This is a genomic window from Micromonospora sp. NPDC050187 (assembly GCF_044459745.1).
GTDB lineage: Bacteria > Actinomycetota > Actinomycetes > Mycobacteriales > Micromonosporaceae > Micromonospora.
Genome location: NZ_JBITJH010000004.1, coordinates 14,818 through 32,420, shown reverse-complemented (window position 1 = coordinate 32,420; position 17,603 = coordinate 14,818). Strand labels below are relative to the sequence as shown.

Here is a 17,603-nt window from a genome sequence, read left to right as displayed (position 1 = left end):
AGAAGAACGTTCATGCGCGCAACCCTCATGTACGGCGCCGGCGACGTCCGCGTCGAGAACGTCCCGGACACCACGATCAAGCTCCCCACCGACGCGCTGGTGCGGATCACCGCGTCCTGCGTCTGCGGCAGCGACCTGCACCCGTACCACTCGATGTCCCCGGCGGACGGCCCGGCCCGGATGGGTCACGAACTGATTGGGATCGTCGAGGACACCGGCTCGGAGGTGACCACCCTCAAGCGCGGCGACCTGGTCGTCGCCCCGTTCGCCATCTCCGACAACACCTGCCAGTTCTGCCGCGAGAATCTGCAGACCTCCTGCTCCCACCCCCAGGCCAACTTCTTGGACGGCATCCCGGACGAGGGCGGGCAGGCCGAAGCGATCCGGATCCCCCTCGCCGACGGCACCCTCGTCAAGCTGCCCGTCGCCGCGGACTCCGCGCTCATCCCGTCCCTGCTCACCCTCGCCGACGTCTTCGGCACCGGCTACCACGCCGCCGTCAAGGGCGGCGTGCGCAAGGGCAGCAGCGTCACCGTCGTCGGCGACGGCGCGGTCGGGCTCCTTGCCGTGCTGTCGGCCAAGCGCCTCGGCGCCGAGCAGATCATCCTCATGGGCCGCCACCAGGCCCGCACCGACCTCGGCATCGAGTTCGGCGCCACCGACGTGGTCACCGAACGCGGCGACCAGGGCATCGCCAAGGTCCGGGACCTGACCGGCGGCCACGGCACCCACGCCGTGCTCGAAGCCGTCGGCCACCTGTCCGCCTACGAGCAGGCCGTCGGCGTCGTCCGCCCCGGCGGCGTGATCAGCCGCGTCGGCGTCCCCCAGTACGAGAACGCGCCCATCGGCTTCGGCAGCCTCTTCCGCCACAACATCGTCCTCGCCGGCGGCCCCGCACCCGTGCGCGCATACATCGAGGAACTGATGCCCGACATCCTCGACGGCACGATCGAGCCCGGGAAGGTGTTCGACGCCACCACCGACCTCGACGGTGTTCCCGCCGGCTACCAGGACATGGACGACCGCAAGAGCCTCAAGGTCCTCATCAAGCCCTGACCCGTGCACGGCCCCCCGCTGCCGCGCGACGACACGAGGGCGGGGCCTTCGTCCCCGCGCAACGCGGCCGGGACACCCTGCACGAGGCATCGCCGACGGAGACCGCACCTGTGCACGTCTATGACGCCGGGCGGCGGGACACGTCGCCCGACAGGGGCTGATCCGCGCCGAGAATCAAGATCGCCGGTCGTCGGTTTGTCCTGCTCCGGCCTCGGGTACCGGCTCGGGAGCGGCATGGCCGGCGGGCAGGTCATGGCCGGCGGGCACCGGACGAGGCGAGGAGCGACGCGATGAGAACGCTGGACGGGCGGTACCGGCTCGAACAGCGGATCGGCGTCGGTGGCATGTCGGAGGTCTGGCGGGCGCACGACGTGGTGCTGGACCGGACGGTGGCGGTGAAACTGATCTCCCCCGGCCAGGACGACGGGCCGACCTCGGTGGAGCGGATCCGGGCGGAGGCGCGCTCGGCGGCCCGGCTGGTCCACCCGAACGTGGCCAGCGTGCACGACTTCGGCACCTCGACGACGGTGACCGGGCAGCCGGTGCCGTACATCGTGATGGAGCTGGCCGAGGGGGAGACCCTCGCCGCCCACGTCCGCTCCGGTCCGTTGGACTGGCGGATCGCCGTCCGGGTCTGCGCCGAGGTGAGCGCCGCGCTGGCCGCCGCGCACGCCCACGGCATCGTGCACCGGGACGTGAAGCCGGCGAACGTGGTGCTCACCCCGGCCGGGGTGAAGGTGCTGGACTTCGGTATCGCCACCCCCGCCGGGACGCGCGACCAGATGCCGGAGGGGATGGTGGTGGGCACCCCCGCGTACCTGGCCCCGGAGCAGTTGGCCCGGCAACCGGCCACGACCGCCGCCGACATGTACGCCCTCGGCGTGCTGCTGTACTACTGCCTCACCGGCCGCCTGCCGTACCCGGCGGCGACGGCGACCCAGTTGTTGGCGACGCGTCGTCGGCAGGCTCCGGAGCCGCTGCCGGCGATCGACGGTCTACCCGCCGAGGTGGCCGACCTCTGCCGGCGGTGTCTGGACGAGGACCCGCTGGCCCGCCCCACCAGCCTGGTCGCCGCGCTGGTGCTGGCCGAGGCGGTGGACGCGCGGGTGTACGTCCCGCTGGCGGCGGTGCCGCCCCGGCCCCGCTCGGCGGGCACGGTGTCGCCGTGGTGCGACCGCGCCGCGGCCGAGCCGACCGAGGTGGCGGTGGCGGCGGACCCCTGCGGTCCGGCGAGCTGAGTCGTCCGGGCACCCGCCCCGTGGCGGTTTCGCCGGGCGGGTGCCGGGTAGCCGTGCCGGGATGACGGGAGGAACGCGATGTCGGATCCGAGTTCATGGTTCCACGAGGCCATGGCGACCGCCGAGGGTGGTCACGTCCGCACCGACGACGGCGGGCTCTCCACGGCGCTGGCCTCCCCGCTCGCGCCGCACTGTTCCGGGCTGACCCCGGAACAGCTGCTCGCGGCGGCCTTCGCCTCGTGTCTGCACCACGCGGCGGTCGAGGCGGCCAAGGACATCACCGACGAGGCGCACACCGTGCAGGTCCGCGCCGAGGTCAGGTTGGGCCGTGCCGACGACGGCCGGTACGAGGCGGACGTGCACGCCTCGATCGCCTCCACCGGGCTGAGTCGCGACCAGCTCGCCGGCCTGGTGGCGCAGGCGGACCGGCTGTGGCCGTTCTCCAGCGACGACCGGCACCGGCTGACCGTCACGGCGGCGGAGAACGGCCGGCACTGAACGGGCGACCATCCGAGCCCCCTCCACCGTACGGGCCAGCAGCCGACCAACCGGATGGTGCTTCCGCCACTCCGAAGGAGGGAGGCTCGGACCGGGGTGCGAGCCGGGTCCAACCATGTCCGGATCGTCCATGAAGCGGAATCACTGTAGTAGTTTGCCGCCGATGTCGGGCCCGCCCGATCTGATGGAACATCAACCGGTATGAAGGGCGCGACTCCCGCCAAATGTGGTTCATGCCACTATTCATGCCGATGGCAACGGTCCAGATACTTTCTAGCCTCGGCGGGTGCGCCACGACGACTCCGCTGCCCAGAAGCTGACCCGCGTCCGGCCGGACACCCGTTCGGCGGATGCCGACTCCCCCGAACGACGCGTCGGCCGTCACCGTGCCGAGGACCGCCGGCCCCGGGGCCGGGCGTGGCACGCCGCCACCGGCGTCCGGGTGGCACTCGCCGCCGGAGTGACCTGCTGCCTCGGCGTCGGTGCCGTCGTCGGGACGCAGGCCGTGACCGGCGACGAGGAGCCGCTGCGCGAGTCCCTGGCCGACCGGGCCGTCAGCGCCGCCGAGGCCGACCAGCGGGCGTCCCGCTCGTACCAGCGCGGTCCGGTGCCCACGCCGAGCGCTTCCACCAGCTCCTCCGCCGCCGCGAAGCCGACCGCCCGGCCACCCGTCCGGCCGAAGCCGGTGGCCGGGCTCACCCAACGCCAGATGGACAACGCGAAGGCGATCGTGGACGTGGGGGTCGAACTACGGATGCCCCGCCGGGCGCTGGTGGTGGCGGTCGCCACCGCGATGCAGGAGAGCACCCTGCACAACCTCGCCAACGACCGGATCGCCGAGTCGTCCCGCTATCCGCACCAGGGCAGCGGCACCGACCACGACTCGGTGGGTCTCTTCCAGCAGCGACCGAGCAGCGGCTGGGGCAGCGTCCGCGAGCTGATGCAGCCGGCCTACGCCGCCCGTGTCTTCTACCGGGCGCTGCGCGAGGTGTCGGGGTGGCAGGAGCTGAGTGTCACGGCCGCCGCCCAGGCGGTGCAGCGGTCGGCCTACCCGGGCGCGTACGCCAAGCACGAGCGCCGGGCCACCATCGTGGTCGACGCGCTGACCTGACGGCGCCCCGCCCGGTCCCGCCGACCGCCGGGCGGGACGGCGACACGGCGGTCAGGACCGCTTGGGCAGCACCACGACGCGACCGAAGAACTCGTCGATGCGCCGGACCACGTCGTTGAAGTCGTCGAGGTCGATCGGCTTGGTCACGTAGGCGTTGGCCTGGAGGGTGTAGCTGCCCACGATGTCGGTGTCCGCGTTGGACGTGGTCAGCACGACGATCGGGATCGTCCGCAGGTCGTCGTCGCTCTTGACCTCTCCCAGCACCTGCCGACCGTCCATCCGGGGCATGTTCAGGTCGAGCAGGATGACGTCCGGTCGCTGGGCGTCGGTGTGCCGGCCCTCCTGACGGAGGAACTCCATCGCCTCCTGCCCGTCGCCGACCACGTCGATGACCTTCTCGACGTCGGAGTCCTCCAGGGCCTCCTCGATCATCAGAACGTCGCCCGGGTCGTCGTCCACCACCAGGATGCGGACCGGTCCAGACCTCTCTGCGCCCATGACTACCTGCCTCTTCGTGGTGGTGGAGCGATGGCTGTGCGATCACTGCCGGCGGGGAAATCTAACCGATCAGTGGTGGGCGTGCGACGCCGGGTCGGCGGTCGGGTCGTACCGGAGCACCTCGGCCAGACCGGTCATCCGCAGCACCCGCTCCACCCGCCCGTTGGCGCCGGTGAGGCGCAGCCAGCCGCCGGCCGCGGCGCAGGCGTTGTCGCCCCGGAGGAAGGCGGCGATCCCGGTGGAGTCGCAGAAGGTCAACCCGACCAGGTCGACCAGGAGACGAACCTCGCCGTCGGCGAGAAGGCCGTCGATCGCCGTGGCGAGGTGCGGCGCGGTGCTCATGTCGAGTTCACCGGCGAGCCGCAGACGAACTCCCCCGCCATCCCGTTGGACGTGCGTGACGGTGAACGTCAACGTGTTCCCTCTCGCTCCTGCCCACACGCGGATGCTTGCGGTGGAGCAAGTATAAGCAGGACCCGGATGTGGGCGGCCACCGACAGCCCTCAGTGACGGCTGACCGCCGGGAAGGCAGCCGCCACGCCGTGCCCCGCGTCGAGGAACCGGCCGGCCCGGGGGAAGTCGCGCAACGACTGCCGGAAGTAGGCCAGGGTCAGCTCCACCGAGCCCACCGGAACACCCCGGCTGGTGAGGACCATGGCCAGCCAGTCGACGAACTCGGTGAAGAGGTCACCGTCGTCGACGTAGACCGCGGCGGCGAGGAAGTCGACGATGTGGCCGAGGTCGCTGATGGTGGAGTCGAGCTGGACGGCGGTGTAGTCCGCCATCTGCGGAAACCGGTCCCGCAGGTGGGCCAGGGCCGAGTCGATCAGCTCGACGCGCCGCCGCAGCAGGCCGGCGTACTCGTCGTCGGCCAGGTGAGCCAGGTCGGCGGCGGGCACCCGCCGCAGCGCACGCTCGTCGGCGACGAGTTCGGCGGCGGCCGGGGCGTCCGGCGCCCACGCCGTGCCCAGCCGCCGGGCCCACCGCCCGCCCGCCCCGAAACCGCGACCGCCGACCAGCACCGGCACGTCGGAACGGCGGCAGGTCTCGATCATGCGGTGGGCGTACGGCAGCCGCATCGGCAGCGCACAGGCCAGGGCGACCGCGTGCGCGTCGTACCGCTGGAGGTACGCCACCAGGTGCGCGGCGGGCACGCTCGCGCCGAGGAAGGTGACCTGCCAGCCGCGCAGTCGCAGGACCTCGGACACCAGCCGGGCGGGCAGGCCGTGCCACTCCCCGTCCATGCAGGCCACCACGACGTGACCACGGTCGGGACGAGGGCTGGCCGACGAGGAGACCGCAGCGACGACCCGCTCGCTGATGTGTGTCGCGGCGTGCTCCTGCGCCACGCTCCACTCGTTACGCGCCCAGCGCTCCCCCACCTCCGCCTGGGCCGGAGCGACCAGGTCGAGCAGGATCCGCTCGGCGGGCACCCCGTCGGCGAGCAGGTCCATCGCCACGTCCACCGCCGCGTACTCGTCGGCACCCTCCAGGCAGTCGAGGTACGCCGGGTACACGGTGGTCAGGTCGGTACGGGTGGCGCTGGTCACGATCGTCACGTCCTCGGGTTCTGGTGCCCCGAGCCGACCGGCTGCGGGACGGGAGCGGCGCCGGCCAGGTCGGGCACCGCGTGCAGGTGCCGGGATCCGCGTCCGGTGGCCCCCACCGCCCGCATCGCCAGCACCGCGATGTCGTCGTGGTCACCGTGGGCGAGCCAGTCGCCGGTGACCTGCTCGATCCGTTCGGCGAGCGCGGGCGCCGGCATCCGGTGGCAGCCGCTGACGGTGTGCACCAGCCGGTCCACGCCGAACAGCTCGTCGCCCCGCCGGCCGCCCCGGGCCTCGGTGATCCCGTCGCTGTAGAGCAGACAGGTCTCGCCGGGGGCGAGCTGGATCGTCACCTCGCCGATGCGTGGGTCGGGCACCACACCGATCAGCATGCCGCTGAGGTCGACCGGCTCCACCTCGCCGGAGGCGCGCAGCACCAGCGGCGGCAGGTGGCCGCCGCCGGCCATGGCGAGCGCCAGACCGCCGTCGCGCTGCGGCCGGACCACCCCGATCACCATCGTGGCGAACCGGCCCTGGCCGTTGGCGAGAGTGGTCTCCAGCAGCGCGTCGTTGAGCAGCCGCAGCAACCGGGCGGGCTGGAACTCGACCCGGTGCAGCGCCTGGAGGCACTGGCGGAGCTGACCGGTGAAGACGGCCGCCTCCACGCCCTTGCCGGAGACGTCACCGAGGTAGAACAGACAACCCCCGTCGGGCAGCCGGTGGGCGCCGTAGAAGTCCCCGCCGATACGCAGTCCGGCCTGGGCCGGACGGTAGGCCGTGCCCCACTGGACCCCGGTCGCCTCGATCGGCTCGACCGGCAGCAGGCTCGCCTGGAGGGTGTCGGCCACCTCGGCCTGGTCGCGGTAGAGCACCGCCGAGGTCAGTGCCGCGCCAGCCCGGGAGGCGAACGCGCGGACCAGGTCCACGTCGGCCTCGTCGTACGACCGGGTCGCCCGGCGGGCGACGAGCAGGACGCCGGTCGGGGTGCCCCGGCCGGGCAGCGGAACCAGCCGGGCGCAGACGTCCGGTACCGCCAGTCCGGGCAGCCAGCCGGCATCGGCAGCCTGCTCGACCAGCCAGTCCACCGCGTGCGGCTCGACCCCGGCGAGTCCCTCGTCGATCGCGGGCGGCAGATCGGAGGGGCCGAGGACGCCACTGTCCACCGTGGGCATGTCGTCGTCCACCCGGGCTGCCCGCCACCAGCGGACCCGCCCGGCACGCGGGGCGAGGACCAGCACCGCGACGTCGCCCAGGGTGGGTACGGCGAGCCGGACCGTCGCCGCCGCCGCCCGGTCGGGGTGCAGCGGGTTGCCGAGCTTCTCCCCCGCCGTGGCGAGGAACGCCGAACGGGCCCGTTCGGCCAGCAGGGCGTCCGCCCGGCTGACGCTCTCGGTGACGTCCTCGACGTACTGGCAGCAGCGGTTGGCGGAGAGCGGCACCCGGCGGACCCGCAGCCGCCGGCCGTGGTGGGTGAACTCGACCGGGCGGTCGGCGACGGCGAGCGCCGCCACCCCGGCGGCGTCCAGGATCTGGCCGACGGTGACCTCGGGGAGCAGCCGTTCGGCGACGGGGCTGAGGTGGCGCACCACCCCGTCGTAATCACAGACGACGAAACCCTCGCGGAAGTGCTCGACGACCTCGGTCCAGTCGGGCCCGGTCGCCGCGTGGTCCGGGTCGAGGGGTGGTAGCGGCTGCGCAGGGCGGTGCGGGACGTCGGCGGACCATGCCGGAGCCCGTGGGGCACTCGGCGTGGAGATCCGTCCGTCGCCCGGGTCCATGTCCCTGACGTCGGCAGCAGTCACCAGCTAAGCCCCACTCCTTCTCGACACCCTCGCTCCGCCGGTCGTGGCATGTGTGATCCAATCTCTTCGCCCCAGCCTACGCCGGTATGCCGGTAACGCCACCCGTGGTCGGGGTCGGCGTACCCGGTGGACGGCCCGGGCGGTTGTTACGATTCCGGGAAACTGCCTGCCCGGCAGCCCTGCGGAGAGGCGTGGTGTCGGTGCCCCAACGGAGGAAACCCGAATCGACACCGCTGACGATGTCGATCGACGACGCCGACTCCACGGCACCCCTGATCACCGTCACGGGCGACCTGGACTTCACCACCGCCACGCCGCTGCGCACCGCGCTCGACCACCTGCTGGCCGCCCGACCGGCGGCCGTCGTGCTGGACTTCGGTGGCCTGCTGTTCATCGACAGCACCGGACTCGCGGTGATCGTGCACGCCTGGCGCGAGGGGCACCAGAACGGCACCGTCATCCGGCTCCGCGCCATCCCCCGTTTCCTGGAGACCATCCTCGACATCACCGGTGTCAGCGGCCTGCTGGCCCGGACGGCCCGCGAGGACGAACGTGAGCTACCCGTCGCGCCGGCCTGACCGACCCCGGGAGTTTTCCGGCCCACACCTCCTGGGAACATGGTGCAGATGCCACGCGAGCTGTTGACGATCGAGGTCAGCCGGGCCACGACCCGGCAGGCCCTGCTGCGGCTCTCCGGCGAGCTCGACTTCGACACCGCTCCGGAACTGACCAGGGTGGCCAACCAGGTCCGGGCCGGGGGGCACGACGAGCTCACCGTCGACCTGACCGACGTGACGCTCTGCGACTCCTCCGGCCTGAGCGCGATCGTCGTGCTCTACCGCAGCGGGGCACGGACGGTCCGACTCACCGGCATGAACGACCAGGTCCAGCAGTTGCTGACCCGCACCGGGCTGGCCGAGCTGCTGGCCGGCCCGCGTCCCGGCGAGCGCGAGGCGGCGGAGCGCTCCGCGCCCGACGACGGGACACACGAGGTCGGCTGACCGGCCAGGGTCGGATCCGGGTCACCCCGCGACGACGGCCTGCGACGCGACCGGGAGACGCCGCCCCTCGGGCTCGGGCACGAGGTCGTCCGGTCGTCCCGCCTCGGGCGCCTGGAAGAGGTAACGGACGAACTCCGCGCCCGCCTCGTTGTCCTCCGCCCCCGGCCACTGCCCCACGCAGTCGACGCCGATCACCTCCCGGCCGGCACCGTCGGCCTCCTCGAGCAGCGCCCAGACGGTCACCGGATAGCAGCGGGTGGCGTCCGGGGCGAGTTGCCAGCGGGCGTACCACCCGGGTCGCGCGGGGACGATCTCGACAATCCGTTTCATGACGACCTTCCCTTCCGCGTGCCTCGGAAGTTCTCACGGTCCGTGCCGATCATGCGCCCCGGCGGGGTGAGCGCCCGTCACCCCGCCGGCATGAACCCCGGCAGCGGTGCTCCGCCGCCGGCCCCCGAGCCGGTTTCGGGTCGTGCGGCACCGGGAAGCCGCCGGGAGCCAGCCGAAGAGGAAGTGAGGTCAGCGGATGAGGAAGCAGATGGAGGGGGACAACCAGCGGCGCCGGGCGCTCGCCCGTCAGGCCCGGGAACGCGGCCGGCAGCCCAGCAGCGACGCCGCCACCCTCGGCGCCTCCAAGCAACTCACCCACCTGGACCGGGGCAAGCGGGCGGGCCCACCCCCGGCCGGTGTCCACAAACCGGACAGCAGCCGGGGTGGTCCGGTGCCACCCCCGGCCGGTCGCCCACCCGCCGCCCGACCGGGGCCCCGTCCGGGTCCGGGCCGGCCCGAGACCATCGGCCTCGGGTACCGGGAGCTGGTGGGCGACGTCAGTCGCCGGACCGGGGTGGACTTCCGCGAGGCCAAGGTCGGCGCGGAGGCGACCGTGCTGGTGCTGTCCCGAGCCCTGGAGGAGGCCGACCGGCAGCGGCTGCTGCGGGCGGTGCCGGTGTCGTTGCACGACGTGACCCCGATCGACGGGATCGAGCGACACCGGGACCTGCCGGGCTTCCTCGGCGAGGTGGCCCGGATCAGTGGCCGGACCCCGGAACAGGCGCGCTACCAGGCCGAGGCGACCATGGCAGCGCTGGCCACACGGGACGGGCGTCTGGTGGCGTCGCTCCGCGTACCGGAGGGGTTGCGCGACCTGCTCTCGACGCCGGAGGCCGGTGGTGGCCTGGTCGGACCGGCCGGGGCGACCGCGCCGCTGAGCGCGGACGAGTTGCGCGCCGCCCTGGCCGACCTGCCCTACTGGTCGGCGCGGGGTCCGACGTTGTCGCGCAGCATCGCCCTGCCCCCGTCGAACCTGGACCGGGTGCTCGACCAGATCGACCAGCTGCGTCGGGACACCGGCCGGGGGCCCACGATCACCCGGCAGACCGGTTCCAGCGCCGTACTCACGGTGCGGAGCCGCCAGGCCGACGCGGTCACCGCACGCGACGTCGACCTGGCCCACCTGGTCGACGACGCGATCGAGGAGGCGGGCGCCGGGATGGCCGGCTGAGCCCGCGGCGGGGCCGGCGGCGAGTCCCGTCGGCCCCGCCAGCAGCATGGGACCGGCGACCGGGCGGCAGCGTGGGACCGGCGGCACGGACGGCGCGGCGGGTCGGCTACCGTGCCGGTCGTGGACGGGGGCGACGGACCGGTGCTGGTGGTGGACCCCAGCCGCCGGACCGGACGCACCCTGCTCGCGGCAGGGGTCGAGCAGTCGTACGTCGACGTCGCCGACCCGGACTACCTGCGGTTCGAGTACGTGCGGCGGATGGCGGCGGTGCTCGACCTCGCGGCGCCGTCCGGCGTACCGCTGCGGGCGCTGCACCTCGGCGGCGGCGCGTTGACCCTGCCCCGCTACCTGGCCGCCACCCGGCCCGGGTCGACGCAGCTCGTGGTGGAGCGGGACGGGGCCCTGCTCGACCTGGTGATGCGCGAACTGCCCCCGCCACCGGGGGTCCGGATCGAGGTCGGCGACGCGCGCGCCGCCCTGGCCGGGCAACCGGCCGGCGGGTACGACGTGGTGCTCGCCGACGTCTACTCCGGGGCCCGGATGCCGGCGCACGTGGGCACCGTCGAGTTCGTCGCCGAGGTGGCCCGCACCCTGCACCCGGACGGGCTCTACCTGGTCAACCTGACCGACCTGCCGCCGCTGGTCCTCTCCCGGGTGCAGGCGGCCACGCTCGGCACGGTCTTCGCCGAGGTGTGCCTGGTCGCCGCCCGGCGCATGCTCGGCGGCCGGCGGTACGGCAACGTCGTGCTCGCCGCCGCCGCGCGGCCCGGCCGGCTTCCGGTACGCCGGCTCGCGGCCCGGGTGGCCCGGGATCCGCTGCCCGGCACGGTGCTGCACGGCCCGGAGCTGGCCGCGTTCGTGGCCGGCGCGGCCCCGGCCACCGACGCCGCCCGACCCGCCACCTGAGATCGCCCGTTTTCTGCGGCCCGAAGTGGGTAGCCGCGCCGGATGAGCAGCCCCGACGACCGGCTCACCGCCCGCCGGGTGGCCATCGTCATCGGTCTGGTGCTGGCCACCCTGCTCGGGCTGGCGCTGATCTGGGCCGTCCGCCGGGTGCTGGTCTGGGTTCTGCTGGCCGCCTTCTTCGCCGCGGCCCTGAAGCCGGCCGTGGACCACCTGGAACGCCGGTTCGTCCGACGCCGGACCCTCGCCACGCTGCTGGTGTTCCTCGCGGCGTTCGTGCTGCTCGCCGCCGTGGGGGCGGTGATCGTGGTGCCGCTGGTGGACGAGGTGGCGCGGTTCGTCGAGCGGGTGCCGGAGCTGGTCCGGGACATCCGGGACGGACGGGGACGCCTCGGTGAGCTGGTGAACCGGTTCGGGCTGCGCCGGTACGCGGAGACCCACGGCGACCAGCTCCAGGAGTACGGCGACCAGTTGCGCAAACCGGCCCTGGGCCTGGTGCGCGGGGTGCTGGAGGCGATGGTCGGGACGATCACCGTGGCCGTGCTGGCGTACCTGATGGTGCTGGAGTCGCCCCGGATGAGCGCCGCGCTGCTGGCCCTGACCGGGAACGGGGCCGGTGACCGGTTGCGGCGGATCGGCCGGGAGTGCGGCCGTACCGTCACCGGGTACGTGACCGGGAACCTGGTGATCAGTCTGATCTGCGGCACCCTGACGTTCGTCGTCCTGGTGGTGCTGGGCGTCCCGTTCGCCGCCGTGATCGCCCTGGTGGTGGCCGTCGCGGACCTGGTCCCGTTGGTGGGGGCGACGATCGGGGCGCTGGTGGCCGCCGGGTCGGCGTTCGTGCACTCCCCCACCGCCGGCATCGTCACGCTGGTCTTCTTCGTGCTCTACCAGCAGGCGGAGAACCACCTGCTGCAACCGGTGATCATGGGACGGGCGGTCCGACTGAACCCACTGACGGTCCTGGTCAGCGTGCTGCTCGCGGCCGAACTCGCCGGTCTGCTCGGGGCGCTGCTGGCGATCCCGGCGGCCGGCATCCTCCAGATCCTGCTCCGCGAGGCCGACCTGCCCCGCCGGCTGCTCGGCCGGGGCAGGTAAGCGTCACGGGCGCGCCCAGGGGGCACGCCGCCTCCGCCCGGGTCTCCGCTGCCCCTTCCGCCCGGGACGGTTCACCGGTGCTCCCTCTCCGCACGGGGACCGGGCGGGTCGGTCAGCGGTGCCGGACCGCCACCTCGGGTGCGGAACTCTCCAGCGGCACGGCGTGCGCCGGCACGAGGCCGAGTTGCACGGCGGGACGGGGCAGGGCCGCGTCGAGCATCCAGTCCGCCCCCACCCGCGCCCGGTTGCCGGGCATGGCGAGCAGGTGGTAACCCCGGGTGACCGCCTTCGCCGGCAGCCCGGACAACGACACCTTCAACGGGTTCGCCGCCGCGTCCCGGCCACCCAGGTCGACCACCCAGCCCAGGTCGTGGTGCCGGTACGGCCTACGCCGTCCCTGCCCGTACGAGGCGGCGATGTTGTGGGCCACCAGCTTGCCCTGCCGCTGGGCGTGCTGGGCGGTCATCGCACAGATGCCGCCCGGCTTGGTCAGGTCGGGCACGGCGGCGGCGTCGCCGCAGGCATAGACCTCGGGGAAGCCGGGGACGCCGAGGTACTCGTCGACCACCAGCCGGCCCTTCTCGGTGCGCAGTCCCAACTCGGCGACGAACGGGTCGGGACGGACGCCGACGCACCAGGCCAACGTGCAGGTGGGCACGTAGTCGCCGTCGGTGAGCTTCACCCCGTCGGCGGTGGCCTCGGCCACCGAGGTGCCCATCCGCACGTCGACGCCCCGCCGGGTGAGCACCCGCTGCGCGGTCTCGGACATCCGCTGGTCCAGCTCGGGCAGGACCCGGGGGGCGACGTCGAGCAGCATCCAGCGGGGCCGGACGGTCAGTCCGGGTCGCGTGGCGGCGAGCTTGTCGGTGAAGAGCTGGCCGTGTGCGGCGACCTCGGTGCCGGTGTAGCCGGCCCCGACCACCACGAAGGTGGCCCGGGCCTGCTGCTCCGCCGGGTCGACGGCCTGCTCGGCCAACTCGATCTGACGGATCACGTGGTCGTGCAGGTAGAGCGCCTCGGGCAGCCCACGGAAGCCGTGCGCGTACTCGGTCACCCCGGGGATCGGCAGGAGCTTGTTGACGCTCCCGACGGCGAGCACGAGGCGGTCGTAGGCCAGTCGTCCCTGGTCGCCCTCGGGCTGGGTGAAGCCGACCCAACGGTTGTGCAGGTCCACCCGGTCGGCCTCGCCGACGATCACCCGGACCCCGTCGAGGGTGCCGTTGAGCGGCACCGAGACCCGCTTCGGCTCCACCACCCCGGCGGCCACCTCGGGCAGCAACGGCAGGTACAGGAAGTAGTCGGTGGAGTTCAGCACCACGATCTCGGCCCGGCCCCGGGCGAGCCGGGCCAGGGTCTTCGCCGCGTGGTAACCGGCGAACCCGGCTCCCACGATCACCACACGAGGTTTCGTCATGTCCGGTGCCCTTCCCGCCGTCGGGGCGGACAAACCTGCCCGACCCGACGCGGTTGATCTCCACGCACGCCGGGTGCGCCCCGCCGGTCGTCGTCGGGATCCGCCGTCGCGCTGCGGGCGCTGCCTCCGGCGGCGGAGAGTTCCCGCCGCACCACGTCTCCGTCCCGCCCGACACGGGAGGGTCGCCATCGGAGCGTCGGCCGCCGGCCACCCGCCCGTCGCCCGGCGGACAGCGGCACCGGTCATCGTCGTCGCCGGAAGGCCCGACCACGGCGCGGGCGGCGTCGACCCGACCGGTCGAACCGCGCACCGACCCGGCTGACCTGCGGGAAGCTGGATTCGGGCCGTCGCCGGGACGCCCTGGCGCAGCAGGACGTCCGTCGTCCGTACCCGGCCCGGCCGCCGACCGCCCGGCGCCAGAAGGAGCGCACCGTGCAGGCACCCGACGTCAGCGTCGTCGTCCCGGTCTACGACACCATGCCGTACCTGCGGGCGTGCCTGGCGTCGCTGCTCGGGCAGACGATCGGCCACCGGCGGATGGAGATCGTCGCGGTCGACGACGGTTCCACCGACGGTGGCGGGCGGCTACTGGACCAACTCGCCGCCCGCTACCCGGACACCGTTCGGGTGCGGCACCAGGCCAACTCCGGCGGCCCGGCGAACCCCTGCAACCGGGGTCTGGAGCTGGCCATCGGCCGGTACGTCTTCTTCGTCGGCTCCGACGACCGGCTCGGCCCGGAGGCCCTGGAACGACTGGTCACGGCGGCCGACCGGTACGGCTCGGACGTGGTGCTGGGCCGGGCGGTGGGGGTCAACAGCCGGCACATGTTCCAGGAGATCTTCGCCGAGAGCCGGGTCGACGTGGACCTGTTCGACTCGGCGCTGCCCTGGTCGCTGGCGAACATCAAGCTGTTCCGCCGCGAACTGGTCGAACGCCACCACCTGCGCTTCTGCGAGGACATGCCGATCCTCAGCGACCAGCCGTTCACGCTGGAGGCCTGCTACCGGGCCCGACGGATCTCGGTGCTGGCCGACTACGACTACTACCACGCGGTGCGCCGGCTCGACGCCCGCAACATCACCTACCGCAGCCGGCTGGACCAGCGGTTGCGCTGCGTGGAGCTGCTGGTCGACCGGGTGGCCGAGCTGATCCCGGCCGGCAAGCAGCGCGACGCGGTGCTGCGGCGGCACTTCGGCCTGGAGGTGGCCCACCTGGTCGGCGACGACCTGCCCCGGCTGGACGGGCCGACCCGGGAGCGGGTGTACGGGGTGGTGCGACGGCTCGTCGACCGGTACCTCACCGACGACCTGCGCGACCGGCTCGACATCGAGACCCGGCTGCGGCTGTCCGCCGTCGCCGGGGGCGGGTTGGACGACCTGCTCGCCGTGATCACGCACGACGCCGAGCGGGGCGTCCCACCGACCGTCGTCGCCGCGGACCGCTGGCACGCCGGCTACCCCGGGGTGGGGCTGCCCGCCTGGACCGACGTGACCGGGGTCCGCGCCGACTGGCTGGCCCGCCTGGACGCGGTCGCGGTGGGCTGGGAGGGCACCCGGAGCCTGACCGTCACCGCCCGCAGCCCGCACCCCGACCTGGGGCGGGTCGTCGGCGGCCCGGTCCACGTCCGGGCCGGCCGGATAGCCGGCGACACCCTCGACGTCACACCCGACACGCGGGGCACCCTGGTGCGGGTCCGCTTCCCGGTGGACCGGCTGCTCGCCGGCAGCGCCGCGACCGGTCAGCGCCACCCGCTGCGGGTCGAGGTCGACGGGACGGTCGGCCGGGGCACCGCCGCACTGCGCGCTCCCGGACTGACGCCGGCCCGGCCCCGCGTCCGCCGGCACGGCACCCGGCTGTACGCGGCCACCACCAGCCTCGACGCCCGGACCGGACACCTGGTGCTGGCGGTGGTGCCGGTGACCGCGGCCCGCCTGGCCGCCCGGCTACGCCGTGGGGGACGTTGACCCGGACGGTCGCGTCCGCCCCGGGGAGAGGCGACCCCGGCCCCGGGAAGACGGTCCCGGACGCGCGGGGCGGGCCGGGCCCCGGGTGGGACGGGCGGTACCGTCGGGCCGGGACAGCGGATCCCACCGACGGTGGAGGCGGTCACGGCCAGGGAGAAGGGACGCGCGCTCATCGCGTCCAACAAGAAGGCGCGCCACGACTACACGATCCTCAAGACGTACGAAGCGGGCATCGTGCTGGTCGGCACGGAGGTCAAGTCGCTGCGGGCCGGGCGGGCGTCGCTGGTCGACGCGTTCGCCCAGGAACGCGACGGCGAGATCATGCTGTACGGGCTGCACATCGCCGAGTACGGCTTCGGCACGTGGACCAACCACGCGCCCCGACGCACCCGCAAGCTGCTGCTGCACCGGGTGGAGATCGCCCGGATCCTGGAGAAGCTCCGCGACGGCGGGCTGACCCTGGTGCCGTTGTCGATGTACTTCGAGAACGGCTGGGCCAAGGTCGAGCTGGCGCTGGCGCGCGGCAGGAAGTCGTACGACAAGCGGCAGGCCCTGGCCGAGCGGGACGCCAACCGGGAGATCGCCCGTGAGCTGGGCCGACACCTCAAGGGGCGGCGCCGAAGCCAGCGGAGCCCCTGACGGGCGCCGGTGGCGTCGCCGCCGGCACGACATCGGTCATGTGGCGGCGCGGCGGGCGACGGCGGCCCGGGTGGCCCCGACGAACGTCCAGAACAGCGGCAACGTGGTGTGTTTTCGCTGGGCTCGGGTGTTGGTGCCGAACATGGCGACGCGCAGCGGCGTGGTCAGCTCCAGTTGGGCACCGGCCCCGGTGAGCGTTCGGTTGACGATGTTGGCTGGCGAGACCCCGGCCAGGTCCGGATAGCCACTGCCGTCCACGGTGGTAACGCCTACCGCCGCGTACTCCTCGTGCAGGTATCCACGGAGTACGGTGTCCAGCCCGCCGATCACCACCGCCTGCCCGGTGTCGGGGAGGTCGACCTGGTCCGGCCGACAGCCGTGCAGGGAGAGCGCGAACTCGGCCCCGCCGCACAGCGACCGGGCCTGTGGGTCGTCACAGCCGGTGGAGGTGACGTGCAGCTCCCCGTTGTCGCTGCTGCGCAACCCCTCGAAGATCCAGTAGTCGTAGCAGAGGGCCCCTTCGCCGGTCGGGGCGAGGGTGGCCGGGTGGTAGCCGGCGACGGCAAGGCAGAGTTCCGAGGTGCCGACCTCGATGCCGCCGCCGTGCGGCGCGAGCATGGTGGTCGACGGGAAGGTCGCCGGGCTGCTGTTCAGACTGTCGTCGAAGCCGTCGTGCCGGCGGAACCGGCGAGCGTAGTCGACTCCCTCGACCAGCGTCTGGTCCCCGTACAGGGCGGAGTTGGTGGGGTGCAGGTCGGTGGCCGCCAGTGCGGCCCCGGGCAGCACCGCCCCGGTCCCCGTCGCGCCGACAGCCGCGCCGACCAGCGCGGTCAGCAGCGTCCGTCTCTCGAGTCCCGCCATGGCATCCCCCGTGGTCGTGTATCGGCTCACCGCGAGCCTAGTGACCACAATCGATGCCGATCGCCCTGGCGGACATAGCACCGCCAACCAGTCAGCGGGGACGTGGGTACGGCTCCGCCGGCATCGGCACCTCGACGAAGGAGGCTCCGCGCAGGTCCAGCCAGGCCCGGTCCGGGCTCCGGACCAGTCGCAGCATCACCGCTTCACAAGCCGGGCAGCGGGCCACCAGGCCGGGCGCGTGGCTGAACACGTGCAGTCCAGCCATCGGGCCGGTCCGCCCGCACGACGCGCACCGGCCGGTCGCGCCGCTCAGGTCGACGGCGAACAGCTCGCGCAGCGGCCCGTCCAGCACGTTGCCGTCCTGATAGGACATGTCGGTCATCGGTCGTCCCCTTTCGCTCCGCCGCCGACCCGGACCCACGCCGGGCGGCGGCTCCCCGTCAGCGGCTCACATTCGGCTGCGGTTCACCC

19 protein-coding genes are annotated in these 17,603 nt (G+C 73.5%); 11 read left to right on the top strand and 8 right to left on the bottom strand.

What is annotated here, in order from left to right:
* The first annotated feature begins 12 nt into the window (after window positions 1-12).
* The 4 genes from ACIBJE_RS07980 to ACIBJE_RS07965 all read left to right on the top strand — a co-directional run bounded on the left by ACIBJE_RS07980 (window position 13) and on the right by ACIBJE_RS07965 (window position 3,903).
* Window positions 13-1,056 (top strand): zinc-dependent alcohol dehydrogenase family protein, encoded by a 1,044-nt coding sequence (locus ACIBJE_RS07980; RefSeq protein WP_396744702.1) that lies wholly within the window; start codon window positions 13-15, stop codon window positions 1,054-1,056.
* Between the two features lie 290 nt (window positions 1,057-1,346).
* Window positions 1,347-2,294, top strand: coding sequence for a serine/threonine-protein kinase (locus ACIBJE_RS07975; RefSeq protein ID WP_396744699.1), 948 nt, complete (start codon window positions 1,347-1,349; stop codon window positions 2,292-2,294).
* A 78-nt stretch (window positions 2,295-2,372) separates the two neighbouring features.
* The gene (locus ACIBJE_RS07970) at window positions 2,373-2,792 is read left to right on the top strand and encodes an OsmC family protein (protein WP_088984763.1); all 420 of its coding nucleotides are present in this window, start codon (window positions 2,373-2,375) and stop codon (window positions 2,790-2,792) included.
* Between the two features lie 286 nt (window positions 2,793-3,078).
* Complete coding sequence (locus ACIBJE_RS07965) at window positions 3,079-3,903, top strand: hypothetical protein (RefSeq protein WP_396744695.1); 825 nt, start codon at window positions 3,079-3,081, stop codon at window positions 3,901-3,903.
* A 51-nt stretch (window positions 3,904-3,954) separates the two neighbouring features.
* On the opposite strand, the gene ACIBJE_RS07960 is transcribed toward ACIBJE_RS07965, so the two are convergent.
* The 4 genes from ACIBJE_RS07960 to ACIBJE_RS07945 form a co-directional block, all read right to left on the bottom strand.
* Window positions 3,955-4,401 carry a response regulator gene (locus ACIBJE_RS07960; protein WP_088984764.1) on the bottom strand — a complete coding sequence of 149 codons (447 nt, stop codon included), beginning with the start codon at window positions 4,399-4,401 and terminating at the stop codon, window positions 3,955-3,957.
* Between the two features lie 69 nt (window positions 4,402-4,470).
* Window positions 4,471-4,815, bottom strand: coding sequence for an STAS domain-containing protein (locus ACIBJE_RS07955; RefSeq protein WP_396744691.1), 345 nt, complete (start codon window positions 4,813-4,815; stop codon window positions 4,471-4,473).
* Between the two features lie 89 nt (window positions 4,816-4,904).
* A complete protein-coding gene (locus tag ACIBJE_RS07950; RefSeq protein WP_396744688.1) occupies window positions 4,905-5,951 on the bottom strand; it encodes a B12-binding domain-containing protein in 1,047 nt (348 codons plus the stop codon).
* 5 nt (window positions 5,952-5,956) lie between these two features.
* Window positions 5,957-7,750 carry a PP2C family protein-serine/threonine phosphatase gene (locus ACIBJE_RS07945; RefSeq protein WP_396744685.1) on the bottom strand — a complete coding sequence of 598 codons (1,794 nt, stop codon included), beginning with the start codon at window positions 7,748-7,750 and terminating at the stop codon, window positions 5,957-5,959.
* A gap of 239 nt (window positions 7,751-7,989) precedes the next feature.
* Here ACIBJE_RS07945 and ACIBJE_RS07940 point away from each other — a divergent pair, with 239 nt between their 5' ends.
* Window positions 7,990-8,328: an STAS domain-containing protein gene (locus tag ACIBJE_RS07940; protein ID WP_396744682.1), complete on the top strand. Its 339-nt coding sequence runs from the start codon at window positions 7,990-7,992 to the stop codon at window positions 8,326-8,328.
* Between the two features lie 48 nt (window positions 8,329-8,376).
* Window positions 8,377-8,751, top strand: a complete 375-nt coding sequence (locus ACIBJE_RS07935; protein ID WP_396744679.1) for an STAS domain-containing protein — start codon at window positions 8,377-8,379, stop codon at window positions 8,749-8,751.
* A gap of 21 nt (window positions 8,752-8,772) precedes the next feature.
* Here the strand turns inward: ACIBJE_RS07935 and ACIBJE_RS07930 are convergent, their stop codons facing one another.
* A complete protein-coding gene (locus ACIBJE_RS07930) occupies window positions 8,773-9,081 on the bottom strand; it encodes a hypothetical protein (RefSeq protein WP_396744676.1) in 309 nt (102 codons plus the stop codon).
* Window positions 9,082-9,277: 196 nt separating this feature from the next.
* Here ACIBJE_RS07930 and ACIBJE_RS07925 point away from each other — a divergent pair, with 196 nt between their 5' ends.
* From ACIBJE_RS07925 to ACIBJE_RS07915, 3 genes are all read left to right on the top strand, one after another.
* Window positions 9,278-10,252 (top strand): DUF2267 domain-containing protein, encoded by a 975-nt coding sequence (locus ACIBJE_RS07925; protein WP_396744673.1) that lies wholly within the window; start codon window positions 9,278-9,280, stop codon window positions 10,250-10,252.
* 120 nt (window positions 10,253-10,372) lie between these two features.
* On the top strand, window positions 10,373-11,158 hold the full coding sequence (locus tag ACIBJE_RS07920; RefSeq protein ID WP_396744670.1) for a spermidine synthase: 786 nt from the start codon (window positions 10,373-10,375) through the stop codon (window positions 11,156-11,158).
* A 42-nt stretch (window positions 11,159-11,200) separates the two neighbouring features.
* The gene (locus ACIBJE_RS07915; protein ID WP_396744668.1) at window positions 11,201-12,253 is read left to right on the top strand and encodes an AI-2E family transporter; all 1,053 of its coding nucleotides are present in this window, start codon (window positions 11,201-11,203) and stop codon (window positions 12,251-12,253) included.
* A gap of 112 nt (window positions 12,254-12,365) precedes the next feature.
* On the opposite strand, the gene ACIBJE_RS07910 is transcribed toward ACIBJE_RS07915, so the two are convergent.
* Window positions 12,366-13,667: an NAD(P)/FAD-dependent oxidoreductase gene (locus tag ACIBJE_RS07910; protein WP_396744665.1), complete on the bottom strand. Its 1,302-nt coding sequence runs from the start codon at window positions 13,665-13,667 to the stop codon at window positions 12,366-12,368.
* 432 nt (window positions 13,668-14,099) lie between these two features.
* Here ACIBJE_RS07910 and ACIBJE_RS07905 point away from each other — a divergent pair, with 432 nt between their 5' ends.
* Both ACIBJE_RS07905 and smpB read left to right on the top strand, forming a co-directional pair.
* Complete coding sequence (locus tag ACIBJE_RS07905; protein ID WP_396744663.1) at window positions 14,100-15,632, top strand: glycosyltransferase family 2 protein; 1,533 nt, start codon at window positions 14,100-14,102, stop codon at window positions 15,630-15,632.
* 132 nt (window positions 15,633-15,764) lie between these two features.
* A complete protein-coding gene (gene smpB / locus ACIBJE_RS07900; RefSeq protein ID WP_396744660.1) occupies window positions 15,765-16,271 on the top strand; it encodes an SsrA-binding protein SmpB in 507 nt (168 codons plus the stop codon).
* A 36-nt stretch (window positions 16,272-16,307) separates the two neighbouring features.
* Here smpB and ACIBJE_RS07895 read toward each other — a convergent pair whose 3' ends face one another.
* Together ACIBJE_RS07895 and ACIBJE_RS07890 are read right to left on the bottom strand one after the other, a co-directional pair.
* The gene (locus ACIBJE_RS07895; RefSeq protein WP_396744657.1) at window positions 16,308-17,132 is read right to left on the bottom strand and encodes a poly-gamma-glutamate hydrolase family protein; all 825 of its coding nucleotides are present in this window, start codon (window positions 17,130-17,132) and stop codon (window positions 16,308-16,310) included.
* 91 nt (window positions 17,133-17,223) lie between these two features.
* On the bottom strand, window positions 17,224-17,514 hold the full coding sequence (locus ACIBJE_RS07890; protein WP_396744654.1) for a DUF6510 family protein: 291 nt from the start codon (window positions 17,512-17,514) through the stop codon (window positions 17,224-17,226).
* Window positions 17,515-17,603 lie beyond the last annotated feature (89 nt).